The sequence below is a fragment of the Novosphingobium album (ex Liu et al. 2023) genome (genome assembly GCF_029076845.1).
GTDB lineage: Bacteria > Pseudomonadota > Alphaproteobacteria > Sphingomonadales > Sphingomonadaceae > Novosphingobium.
Map to the genome: position 1 here is coordinate 299369 of NZ_JARESE010000062.1, position 12473 is coordinate 311841.

The 12473-nt window shown below is 69.1% G+C and carries 5 protein-coding genes; 3 read left to right on the forward strand and 2 right to left on the reverse strand.

What is annotated here, in order from left to right; all coding sequences use genetic code 11:
- Positions 1-5: 5 nt before the first annotated feature.
- Positions 6-8408 (reverse strand): GH36-type glycosyl hydrolase domain-containing protein, encoded by an 8403-nt coding sequence (locus PYV00_RS18530; protein WP_275229770.1) that lies wholly within the window; start codon positions 8406-8408, stop codon positions 6-8.
- Entirely contained in the window at positions 8408-9406 is a 999-nt protein-coding gene (locus PYV00_RS18535; protein WP_275229771.1) for a universal stress protein, read from the reverse strand. Before PYV00_RS18535 ends, PYV00_RS18530 begins: the two co-directional genes overlap by 1 nt.
- 269 nt (positions 9407-9675) lie before the next feature.
- On the opposite strand from PYV00_RS18535, the gene PYV00_RS18540 reads away from it, so the two are divergent.
- From PYV00_RS18540 to PYV00_RS18550, 3 genes are read left to right on the forward strand one after another with little or no spacing between them, the layout of a single operon-like run.
- Positions 9676-11001, forward strand: a complete 1326-nt coding sequence (locus PYV00_RS18540; protein ID WP_275229772.1) for an erythromycin esterase family protein — start codon at positions 9676-9678, stop codon at positions 10999-11001.
- Positions 10998-11660, forward strand: a complete 663-nt coding sequence (locus PYV00_RS18545; RefSeq protein WP_275229773.1) for a dienelactone hydrolase family protein — start codon at positions 10998-11000, stop codon at positions 11658-11660. The genes PYV00_RS18540 and PYV00_RS18545 overlap by 4 nt, the downstream gene beginning before the upstream one ends.
- On the forward strand, positions 11657-12340 hold the full coding sequence (locus tag PYV00_RS18550; RefSeq protein ID WP_275229774.1) for a phosphoribosyltransferase: 684 nt from the start codon (positions 11657-11659) through the stop codon (positions 12338-12340). Before PYV00_RS18545 ends, PYV00_RS18550 begins: the two co-directional genes overlap by 4 nt.
- The last annotated feature ends 133 nt before the right edge of the window (positions 12341-12473 follow it).

Sequence of the window (12473 nt, forward strand, 5' to 3'; positions counted from 1 at the left end):
GGCCCTCAAACCGGTGATGCCTCGCCGACAGGGCAGGATTCGGCCATCATCAGTTCGACCTTGCGCGTGCGCCCCTTGCCGGGAAACGCGAACGTCGACCCGGCGTCGCTCGCTCCATCCACCCGGAGCCCAGTGCCCGGCCCGCGCTTTACCGTCACCTCGATCACGCCCGCTCCGCGCAATTTCGCGGTGAAGCCGGGCCAGTCGGGCGGCAGGCACGGCGACAGCGCGAGTTGGCCGCCCTCCAGCCGAAGGCCAAGGATATGCTCGACCGCCAGGCGCCACGTCCAGGCGGCGGCGCCGGTATACCAGCTCCAGCCGCCGCGCCCGAGCCGGTCTTCGCCCGCGCCGATATCCCCGGCAACCACGTAGGGCTCTATGCCATAGATCGCGGCCTCCCCGGATGAGCCGGCGTGCCGGATCGGATTGATCCGGTCGAACACCTCCTTTGCCCGGGCGCCATCGCCCAGCATGGCACAGGCGATCCCCAGCCAGGCGGATGCATGGCTGTACTGACCGCCATTCTCTCGGATGCCGGGGGGATAGGCCTTGATATAGCCGGGATCGCGCGGGCTTGTATCGAAGGGCGGATCGAGCAGCCGGACGATCCGATCGTCGGGCCGGACGAGATGGGCAAAGGCACTGTCGATCGCCCGCCGCGCGCGCTCGTCGGTTCCGCCGCCCGCGATGACGGACCATGATTGCGCCAGCGAATCGATCCTGCATTCGTCGTTGTCCCGCGATCCCCAGGGCCTGCCCTGATCGTCGAAAGCCCGGACATACCAGTCCCCATCCCAGCCATGGCGCTCGATCGCCGCGACCAACTGGTCGGCGCGCGGCAGCCAGTGCCCGGTGAACGATCCCCGGCCCAGCCCGTCGCACATGCGCGCGAATTCGCGGATAGTGGCGGCCATGAACCAGCCGAGCCAGACGCTCTCGCCCTTGCCGCCACTGCCCACGCGGTTCATCCCGTCGTTCCAGTCACCATCGCCGATCAGCGGCAGGCCATGCTCGCCCAGCCGCCAGGCGCGATCGAAGGCGCGCAGGCAATGCTCGAAAAGGCTGGCGCCGTCGGCCGTTGGGAACTGGGCGAAGCGATCGCGCTCGTCGTCGCGCAGTTCCGCCGCGTCGAGGAACGGCACGGGCTCGTCGAGCAGCGCCACGTCGCCCGTCGCCACCACATAGCGCGCGGCGGCATGGGGCAGCCACAGCAAGTCGTCCGAACAGCGGGTGCGCACGCCCTTGCCGCCGGGTGGATGCCACCAGTGCAGCACGTCGCCCTGGGCGAACTGATGGGCAGCCGCGCGCAGGATCTGGTCGCGGGCCAGCGCGGGATCGGCAAGCAGCAAGGCCAGGACGTCCTGCAACTGGTCGCGAAACCCGAAGGCGCCCGAGGCCTGATGGAACCCGGCGCGTGCGAACAGGCGCGAGGATACCGTCTGATAGGGCAGCCAGCGATTGACCATCAGATCGAAGGCGGGATCGGGGGTGGTCACTTCGACCGCGTCGCAGCGCCGTTCCCAGGCTTCGGCGAGCCGCGCGGGCTCGGCCGCGATGCGGCCGGAATCGCGCCAACGCGCGATCAGGTCGGCCACGCCGTCCTCGCCTTCCGCCTGCCCGAGCAGGAACGCGACCTCCGCGCTGCCATGCGCGGGAATGTCGAGATGGAGCTGCAACGCGGCGGCGGCATCGGCTCCCGCGTTCTCGGTGCGGTTGCCCAGATCCCACGCCGCGAGCCCCGCCGGGCGTTGCCAGTCCGGGCGCGGGCCCAGGAAGTCGCGCCGCGAAGTCGTCAGGCTATGCGGCGCCCCGCTCGCGGAGAGGAAGGCGATCTGGCCGTGGAAATCGCGCTGCCAGCGGTTGCGGGCGAAAATCGTCTGAAGGTCGGTCCGGTACCAGCTTGCGCGGAACGGCGCGGGCTCGCCAGCGATCGCGCCCAGCAGCCAGTCGACGAAGCAGGTGGCCGTGACGCGCCGGGACAGGCCGGAACGGTCGGTCAGCCGCAAACGGACGATTTTCACCGGGTCGTCGCGGGCGACGAAGCAGTGCAGTTCCTGATCGAGATCCCGGTCATCACGCCACCAGCGCGTGCCGCCAAGACCATGCTCGATACGGCAGGCCGCATCCCTGCCGGCGGGAAGCGGCGTGACGGACCAGACTTCGCCCGTCTCCTCGTCGCGCAGGTAAAGGGCCTCGCCCTGCCGGTCGGACAAGGCATCATTATGCCAGGGGGTCAGCCGGTTCTCGCCGCTGTTGCCGGCAAATGTGAAGCCGAGCCCCGCTTCGGTGACGATGCTTCCGAAACCGGGATTGGCCAGGACGTTGGCCCATGGCGCGGGCGTCGCCCGCATGGCCTCCAGCGCGATCCGGTAATCGCCCGCGCGCGTGAAGCTGCCAAGCCCGTTGGCGAAACGCAGCGTCTCGGCGCGATCCGGCGGACGCGTGGCGGCCTGGGTCATAGCGGCCCGGCCCGCCGGCAGGAACGGCGGGCCGGGCGCGAATTCGTCGCGCCGGGCGGCGAGCTGCTGCGCGATCGGGCCGGCGCGATCGGCGATCGTCGCCGTGGCCGCGATCCGCAGCGCCGCGAGCCGCCGTTCCTCCACATGCTCGCTGCCCACGATATGGACGCCGCCGCGTTCGCCGACGAGATATTCGCTGCCCGTCTGCCGCACGATGTCGAGCATCCGCTCGCGCAGCGGCTCGACATAGCCGGGAAGACCGGGATGGAGCAGCACGAGGTCGATTGCCGCGCCGCGCCAGCCCCACAAGCGATGCGCCGCGAGCAGGAAGCGCAGCTCGGCGCCGTCGAAGTCCCCGCTCAGTTCCATCAGCAGCAGCGGACAATCTCCCGACAGCCCGAGCGCCCAGAGATCCTCGCGGTCATTGTCCCCCAGTCCCGGATTGCGGGGCGAAGGGCAGCCGATGAGCGCGGTCAGCAGCAGTTGCGCGTCCGGCAGCCGCGCGGGCGCGAGGCCGAGGGCGTGGAGATCGCGCGCGGCCCGTTCGGCCGCGTCCTGTTCGGCCCAGTCGAGCGACCCCATCGACCCGTAGCGCCGCGCAAGCTCGATCGCCTCCTCGCGCGAGGCCGCGACGGTGGTGACCAGGGCCAACTCCACCTCGCCATGCGGAGCGAGTGTCACTTCCGCCTGAAACGCGGCGGCCGGATCGAGCGGGAAACGCGCGCGCGGCCCGGCCGGGCCGGAAAAGCGGGGAAAGTCGCGTGTCAGGCCAAGCCGCGCGCGCGACCGCGCACGGGCGACTTCCCAACCGGTCAGGCGAACCGCGTCGTCCGATGTGACGAGGCGCTGCATCAGCACTGGCGCGAGCGCGCCCGGCTCACGCGGGCGCCGCGCGAACAGCAGCGCGTCGAGCTCCGGGTAAGTCCCCGCTTCGACGAAGAGGCGGGCGAAGGCGGGGTGGCGTTGCCATTCCCCGGCGGGAGCCAGCGCGATCTCGGCATGGCTCGCGAATTCGAGGATGCGTTGCTCGGCCGAGGTGTTGACCAGCCGCAGACGCCGGATCTCGACGTCCTCGGACGGCGAGACCAGAACCTCGAGCGAGGTCGAGATCCCCTGGACGCCGCAGCGGTATTCGATCTTGTGCGCATGGAAGATCGTGTGGCGATCCTCGCCCCCGCCCAAGGGCGCGGGAGCCGGCGACCAGGCAAGGCCGGTGCCCGGCTCACGCAGATAGAAGAAATGGCCGATATCGTGGTCCGCGCCGGCGGGCCGCGTGAGCGCCTGATCCTTCCAGGAAAGATCATCGGCGCCGTCCGCCGCGATCCGCGCCGACAGGCGTCCATTGCCCAGCAGATGGATCGCGAGTGACGCCGGATCGTCCACTTCCCAGGGCTGGGGCCGAGGAAGCCCCGCGCTATCGATCGCCGGCGCGGCCACATGGTCCAGCCGTTCGAGTTCGGGCGGCAATTCCCAGGGAATGCGCTCATTGAGCAGCAGATCGACCGTGCGCACGCGCGCGTCGGCATGAAACCAGTCGACCAGCATGTTGCCGCAGAGCGCATTGGCGATGGCGGCGATGGTCATACCCTGATGATGCGCCATGAAGGACTGTACCGGCGTGGGCACGCCTTGCTCGCGGCGGCGTTCGGGCGTGAAGTCAAGCGCCTCGTAGAAGCCGAAACAGCCCGTCGCGCCCACGCCGACCAGCCGCCGCAGATTTGCGACCGATGCAGCCGGATCGGCCGCCAGTGCCAGCGCCGTCGCATAAGGCGCGATCACGAGATCCTCGGTCAGCCCGCGACGCAGGCCAAGCTCGGGCACGCCGAACGCGCGATAGCGCCAGGAGCCGTCCGCGCCCACCGAAGCGAAGCCCGATTCCGAAATGCCCCAAGGCACGCCCTGCCGCGCGCCGTAACGGCGCTGGCTGGCGACCGCGCTGCGCTCGCTTTCGCCCAGCAGCGTCGCCGGATCGCTGCGCAGGAACAGCGCGGGCATGAGGTATTCGAACATCGAGCCGTTCCACGAGACGAGCGCCAGTTCGTGCCGATGCTTCACGATGGGCCGCCCGAGGTGGAACCAGTGTTCCGGCGGAACATCCTGCTTGGCGATGGCGAAATAGCTGGCCAGCCGTGCCTCGCTGGCCAGCAGGTCGTAGAAGTGCGAATCGATGCGCTGGGTACTGACGTCGTAGCCGATGTGGAACAGCTTGCGATCGGGATCATAGAGCGGGCCGAATTCCATGCCCTCGGCCATTGCCGCCGCGTGGTCCGCCAGCCGCTCCAGCGATCGTTCGAGCCTGCGCCAGCGCGCCAGCCCCCGCCGCGCGCTTGCGGCCATGTCCGCAAGCCATGCGCGGGCGACCGCGTCGTGCGCGTCGCCGTCGAGTTCGGCCCGCAGCGCTTCGGCCGCCCTTGCCAGTCGCGCGCAGCCGCAAAGCGGCTCGAGCGGAGAAAGAGTGGCCGCCAGCCGCAGAGCCATGGCCCGGCACTCCGGGGGAGCCGCCGCGAGCCCCGGCAGCCAGGGCAACAGGGTTTCGAGATCGCGCCGACAATCCTTGAACTGATGCTCGCTGCGTTCGATCCAGTTCCGCAAGTTCCGCAGGACGCGAGAAGATCTGGCCGGCGAGCGATCGAGCAGCCGGGCCAGTTCATCGCGCAGGATCGCGATTTCCGACAGACCGTGATCGAGCAGGGCCGGCCAGCGCAGCGGCTCGGCCCGCGCCGCGCGCATCTCGGCAGTCAGGGCGGCGATGCGGGCCTGCACGCCATCCTCGTACCCACCTTCGGCCAGCGCTTCGGCGAGCACCGCCAGGCAATCATCGAGTCCGTCCCAGCGTTCGGAGGCAAAGGCCGGGGACCGCGCGATCCGGCGACAGCCTTCGGCAAGCACCACCAGGCTGACCGCCAGATTGCCGCTGTCGACCGTCGAGACATAGCGCGGTTCGAGCGAGGCGAGCGAAGTGGTGTCGTACCAGTTGAGGAAATGGCCCTGCCAGCGCTCGAGCCGGTCGAGCGAGGCGAACATCGCGCGCATCCGCTCGTTGAGTTCGGCGCTGCCGATATGGCCGAGCCGCCAGGCCGAAAGCGCGGAAAGCACCATCATGCCGATATTGGTGGGCGAAGTGCGATGCGCGGTGGCTTCCACCGGCTCTTCCTGGTGATTGTCGGGCGGCAGCCAGTTGTCCTCTGGCCGCACGTAAGTCTCGAAGAACAGCCAGCTGCGGCGCGCGACGCGGCGCAGGAAAGCGCGCGCGGCCGCGTCGAGCTGAGCCGGGGGCGGGGTCCGGGCGCGGCCGGTCCACGCGGCGATTGCCGGCGCGGCCAGCCACAGGCACATAAGTGGCGCGGCCACCGGCAAGGCCCGCGGATCGAACGCGAACAGGGACAGCATGAGCAGCGCGGCGAGCGGTGAAGGCCAGGTCTCGCGCCATTGCCCGCCACGCCGATCGGCGCCCGCGAACTTGCGGCTGACATGCGCGGCGCTGGTCCATTCGAGCAAATGCCGCCGCCGTCGCATCCGCAGCATGGTGATGCCGATGGCATGAAGCGCGATCGCGGTGTCCGAAAGCAGAAAGGCGATCTGCAGCGTCCAGCGCCCGAGATGCTCACCCGCCTGATTCAGCGTGCCGGTCAGTACGCCCCGGCGGCGCCCCCGTGCAAGGCCGGTGACGAGATCGGTGAACAGCCACGCGCCCGGCACCAGCAGGGCCAGCAGCGTCCAGAACAGCGCCTGGCCGGGCAGGATGAACCATCCGCCCAGCAGCAGCACCAGCACGCTGGCGGGCACCAGGCTGCGGCGCATGTTGTCCCAGATCCGCAGCCGGTCGAACAGGGTCAGCCGGTTCTTCAGCCTGGTCCCGTCCGGGCCCGGCACCCGGCCGAAAAGCCAGGGCAGAAGCTGCCAGTCGCCCCGCACCCAGCGGTGCCAGCGGCGCGCGTATTCGCCATAGCTTGCCGGAAAGCTCTCATAGACGATGATGTCGCTGGCCAGCCCGGCGCGGCCGTGCAGCCCTTCCCACAGATCGTGGCTGAGCAGGTAATTCTCGGGGATCCGCCCCTGGACGCTGCGCGCGAAACCGGCGACATCGTAGATCCCCTTGCCCACGAAGTTCCCGGTGCCGACAAGATCCTGATAGACGTCGCTGACCGCGCGCGAATAGATGTCGATCGCGGTATCGCCGCCGAACAGCCGGGCGAACAGGCTGTCCGAGCCATGCGGCGCGATCTCGACGCGGGGCTGGAGCACGGTGTAACCCGACACGACCCTGCCGGAAGCGTCGAACACCGGCCGGTTGAGCGGATGCGCCAGCGCCCCGGCGAGCCGGGCAACGCTGCCCGGCGGCAGCCGGGTGTCGGCATCGGCCGTCACCACCAGGCGTGCGCCGGCCAGTTGCCCGATCGGCCCGGAGGTGACGGGAAAGGCCGTTGCCTCGCCGCTCAGCAGGAAGTGGTTGAATTGCTCCAGCTTGCCGCGCTTGCGCTCCCAGGCCATCCAGCAGTCCTGCGCGGGATTGAACGACCGCGCACGATGCAGGAGGCAGAACGAAGGCTGCCCGGCACGCGCGCCATGGCGGTGGTTGAGCGCTTCAATCCCTTGGCAAAGCGCGGCTTCCAGACGTTCGTCCCCGGCCGTCCGCTCTTCGCGCGCATCGGCCGGATCGCTGAGCAGCACGAAAGCACGCGCGTCGGGATTGGCCAGCCGGTGCGCTTCCAGCCGCGCGAGCAAGGCGGGCGCTTCCTCGACTTCTCCAACGATCACCGGCATCACCACCAGCGTGGGCCAGGCCGCGTCGATACCCTTCGAAAAATCGAGCTTGGCCAGGCGCCTTGGCGGCACGGCCAGCGTCACCAGCCAGTTGACCAGCGTGACACTGAGGACGGTCGCCGGCAGGGCCGAGAGCGCAAGACCCAGAAGCCATTGCATGGGCGCGGCGTGATGCGCGGCAAGATAGGCCCCGGGAAGAACGAGGCCGGCCAGCCCGCACAGGAAGAGCGCCCAAGTATAGGCCCCGCCGGGGTGACGCTTGAGCCACCGGGCGAGGCGCAAGGCCCGCGGCGGAACGGCGCCGAGCGTCCGCTCCAGCTCCAGCGCTCCTGGCCCGACAAGCCAGTATCCGACATGGCCGAGCGGCATGTTCCGGCTTTTCGTGGCGAGCGACACGGCGCTTTGCGCCACCAGCACTTCGCTTGCCGCGCTCCGCTCGGCCAGACGCTCGACCGCGCGGCGGTAGGCATCGCGCGTATCGAAATCCATGGCCGGATAGGTGCCGGCCGGATCACGCCTCAGGCTGCGTTCGACATGGCTGGATGCGTCGAACACATCCTTCCACGAAATGTTCGAGATGACGCCCAGATTGGCGATCGCGCGCGACACGCATTCGATGGGCTCGCACGAGGTGAGATAGGCCTCGCAACAGGTGCTCACCTCCAACGGTGCCGGCACCGTTGGGAATACTTCGGCAAAGCCCGCGACGAGCCGCTCGATGCACGCGATCCGCAGCATCGCCGGCAGCGCCCAGAGTTCGGCGATGTCCAGCGGATCGTGCTCCTGATAGCCTTCGAGATAGGCAAGCACGCTTTCGCGCGAGAGCTGGAAATGCGTGGCGTGCAGCAGATCGTGCGCCAGGGCCAAGACGCGTGGCTCGCGCGGCGCCGACGCGGAAGCCAGCACGCACAGCTTGCGATAGAAGCCGGGCGGGAGATCCTGCTTGATCAGCAGCGCCGCGCGCTGCACCTGATAGCCGTTGTCCAGCAGCCATTCGGCAGCGGTCGCCGCGGATGGTTCAGCCACGGCCGCGGCATCGAGGGCATCGCGCAGCCACTGGCCGATCCGCTCGATCCGTTGCCAGATGGCGATCGGACGGGGCGGCCCCGCACCGCGCAGCGGAGCATGGGCCTTGCCCGTCTCCCAGGCGTGACCGGCAACCGGATCAGAGGCGCCGTAGTCCATCAGGCCATGTGTGCCGAACCGGGCAGACGCTCACCAGGCGCGATCGGCAAGGCCCTGCCCGCCAGCGGCCCCGAGGGGCGCACGAGCATCACCGGACCGGTCAGGTGATCGAGAAGATAGCTTGCCGTGCCGCCGATCGACAGGTCGTTGCACCGCTTGCCGCCCTGTCCCTTGGCAGACAGGACGACCAGGTCCGGCGCTTCCTCGCCCAGCGCGCGGAGCAGCGATGTGCGGGGATCACCCTTCAGGCACAAGCTGCGTACGGCGAGCCCCTGGTCGACCAGCCGGCGCCGGGTCCTCTCCAGGAAGCCGCCCGCCGCCTGCGCGTTACGGCGGTCGAGCCGGATGCGCAGTTCGAGATCGCTGGTCGCTGGCGGCCCGAAATCGGTGAGACCGGATTCGGGAATGACATGAAGCAGCAGGAGTTCGGCATGCGACCGGCGGGCCAGTCGGGCCGCCTCAGCGAGCGCCGCTTCCGCGAAGTTGGAGCCGTCTAGCGGCACAGCGATACGCGGCGAACCGATCCCGCGCGGCGCGTAGCCCGGGGGAACAAGCAGCAGTGAGCCGGACGGAGCCTGCGTGACCAGCCGGGCGACCCGCCCCCCCGCGTCGCGCGATTCGCGCGATCCGGGCGCGCCGATCACCAGCAAGGCGCCGGTTTCTCCCACCCGATCAGCTAGCGCGACCAGCCAATCACCTTCGTTCAACTCCAGCGACACTTCGCCGGGCTGTTCGGGCAGGCTGTCACGCAAGCGGCGCAGATCCCGCCGCGCCTCCTGGCGGCGGATATTCCATTCGAGCGGATCGGGCAGCGCAGCCGGATCATGCGAGTGTTCGAGCACACGATAGAGCACCAGCGGCCGGTCGAACGACTGGGCATAATGCGCGGCCGTCTGGGCGATTTCCTGCGAACGGTGCGAACCGTCCACACAGGCGATCACCGGGCCCTGGGTCGGCGTGTCGGGCGCATGAGGCAGCGGCAGCGATGAAACAGGCATGGAACGCAACTTTCGCACTTGGGCGGCACTAGCGTGTTCCAGCCGGGCGCTTGCGTGAATCGAGCCATTCCTTCGCCAGCGTTCCGGGGCCGTTGGCGCCCGGAGCCTTGCACGCTCCACCGGGGGGGAGGGGCCGCGCCAGTCCACCGCAAGCCGGCCCGCGACGGTATCCGCAATGTTACCAATCCGCCCCGGAACATTGCGGATGGCGGATACCTTGCGGCGCGACCAATGTTCGCCCGCAAATACGCCAGTCTTGGAACGAAGCCATGACGATCCAGAGCCGCATACCGATCGACCAAAGCGCATTTCTTCATGGACTGCGCGTGGCGGCCGAACCGCTGCCGCATCCCGAAGCGCCGCATTTCGCGGATGCGTTTGAACGCTTTGGCGATGCCCGCGTGGTTCTGCTTGGCGAAGCGACTCACGGCAGTCACGAATTCTATGCCGCGCGCGCGGCCATCACGCGCCGGCTGATCGAACGCTACGGCTTCAACATCGTCGCGATGGAGGGCGACTGGCCGGATATCGCGCGGATCGACTCCTATGTCCGCCACCGCGCGCCGCGCCCTGGCCGGGGCGAACCCTTCCTGCGCTTTCCGACCTGGATGTGGCGCAACCAGGAAGTCATGGCCTTCGCCGACTGGCTGCGCGGGCACAATGCCGTTCTTCCCGAGGAGGAACGGACCGGTATGCACGGCCTTGACGTCTACAGCCTGGGCCAGTCGATCCATGCCGTGACCGCCTATCTCGACGCGCACGACCCCCCGGCCGCCGCCGAGGCGCGCCGCCGCTATGCCGCCCTCCTGTCATGGCAGGACGAGCCGCAGCACTATGGCCGCGCGGTCGAACACGGTGGTCTCGCCGGCTGCGAGGATGCCGTGGTGGCGCAGCTTGAAGACCTGTTGGCCGGACGCATGGATTACATCGCCGAGGACGGCGAGGTCTTCTTCGATGCGGAGCAGAATGCCCGCATCGTGCGCGCGGGCGAACGTTACTATCGCGCGATGTATCGCGGCGCGGCCGCGAGTTGGAACCTGCGCGACAGGCACATGTTCGACACGCTGCAACGCCTCATGGCCCACCATCACCGGGCACGCGCGGTGGTCTGGGCGCATAACTCGCACGTCGGCAACGCCTCGGCCACGGCGATGGGCTGGCACGGCGAGTTCAATATCGGCGAGCTGGTCCGCACCGCCTATGGCGACGAGGCCGTGCTGATCGGCTTCGCGACGGACCGGGGCGAAGTTGCCGCAGCATCGGACTGGGGCGCGGATATGCGGGTGATGCAAGTCCGCCCCGCGCGCGAGGATAGCTGGGAAGCGGCCTTCCGCCGCACCGGCCATGCCCGCAGCCTGACCGACTGGCGCGGCCACAAGCGCAAGCAGCTTGTCGAACTCCTCTCGCAGGCCCTGCTGGAACGCGCGATCGGCGTGGTCTACCGGCCTGAAACCGAGCGCGCGAGCCACTATTTCGAGGCGGTCCTGGCCGATCAGTTCGATGCCTTGGTCTGGTTCGAGCAGACCGGCGCGGTTACGCCAATCGGCCACGATCCGCCGCATGGCGCGCCGGAATTCTGGCCGTTCGGGCTATGAACACACGCGCCCTTGCCCGGCAGGCTCCGCGCGAACTGAGGATCGGCCAGGCGCCATCGCTGGCGGCGATCCTCGGCGTTCCGAACAAGGCGCGCGGCCTTGTCGTATTCGCACATGGCAGCGGCAGCGGCCGGCTCAGCCCGCGCAATAACTATGTCGCGGCACGCCTGCGCGACGACGGAATGGCAACGCTGCTGCTCGACTTGCTTACCCCGGTGGAAGAGCAGGACCGGCGCAATGTGTTCGACATCGCGCTGCTGGCCGCGCGGCTGCGCTTCGCGGTCGACTGGGCGGCCAGCCATTCCGAGACGCGTGACCTGCGGCCCTGTTATTTCGGCGCGAGCACCGGGGGCGCCGCCGCATTGCGCGCGGCCGCCGACGATCCGCGCATCGTCGCAGTGGTTTCGCGCGGCGGCAGGCCGGATCTTGCCGGCGCGCAAGCGCTCGGGCGCGTGCGGGCGCCCACCCTGCTGATCGTCGGCGAGCTGGACGGCGTGGTCATAGAGCTGAACGCCGCCGCGCGCGATGCCATGCGCTGCGAGCGGGACGTGGTCATCGTTCCGGGCGCGGGCCACCTGTTCGAGGAGCCAGGCACGCTCGATCAGGTCGTCACACTCGCCAGCGACTGGTTCCGCCGGCATCTGGGAGGCACGCGATGACGGGGAGGAAAGGCTTCGCCGATCGCCGCGAGGCCGGGCGATTGCTGGCGCAAGTCATCAAGGCGCTCGATCTCGCCGATCCCGTGGTGCTGGCATTGCCGCGCGGCGGCGTGCCCGTGGGCTTCGAGGTCGCCAAGGCGCTTGGCGCGCCGCTCGACGTCCTGCTGGTCCGCAAGATCGGCGCGCCTGGGCATGAGGAATACGGCATCGGCGCGCTGGTCGACGGGGCTTGCCCGCAAGTGGTCGTCGACGAGCCGGCGGCGCGGATGGTGGGGGCCGACAGGGCCTATATCGATCGCCAGATCGCCCGGCAACTCACAGAGATCGAACGGCGCCGCGCACTTTATCGGACAGGCCCGCCAATTCCCCTTGAGGGACGCGTCGCGATCGTGGTCGATGACGGGATCGCCTCGGGCGGCACGGTGCGCGCAGCGCTCAAGGCGCTTGCCAAGGCAGGACCGGAACGAATCGTGCTTGCCGTTCCGCTGGCGCCCACCGAAGCGATCACTGGACTGCACGAGCTGTGCGATCGTGTCATCTGCCTCCTGTCCCCCCACCCCTTCCGCGCCGTCGGGATGCATTACCGCGACTTCACGCAGACTGCGGACGATGAAGTGATCAGCCTGCTGGCCGAAGCAAAGCTCTGGGAAAAGCCCGGTATGCGAGAAGCGCGGATTTAGGTCGCCAACGCGTAAACGGCACCTCGATGCCCCCCTTGGCCCTGCGGGCATTGCGAACGGGGATTGCGTCAGCGCGGCAAGCTTCGGGCGCGGCCGCGCCTATTTCGACAAGTCATTGGCCGGTGATCTGCCC

What these genes read in the sequence shown, in the direction of transcription:
- PYV00_RS18530 (WP_275229770.1), bottom strand. Translation starts at nt 8,408, where the DNA reads ATGGACTACGGCGCCTCTGATCCGGTTGCCGGTCACGCCTGGGAGACG.
- PYV00_RS18535 (WP_275229771.1), bottom strand. Translation starts at nt 9,406, where the DNA reads ATGCCTGTTTCATCGCTGCCGCTGCCTCATGCGCCCGACACGCCGACC.
- PYV00_RS18540 (WP_275229772.1), top strand. Translation starts at nt 9,676, where the DNA reads ATGACGATCCAGAGCCGCATACCGATCGACCAAAGCGCATTTCTTCAT.
- PYV00_RS18545 (WP_275229773.1), top strand. Translation starts at nt 10,998, where the DNA reads ATGAACACACGCGCCCTTGCCCGGCAGGCTCCGCGCGAACTGAGGATC.
- PYV00_RS18550 (WP_275229774.1), top strand. Translation starts at nt 11,657, where the DNA reads ATGACGGGGAGGAAAGGCTTCGCCGATCGCCGCGAGGCCGGGCGATTG.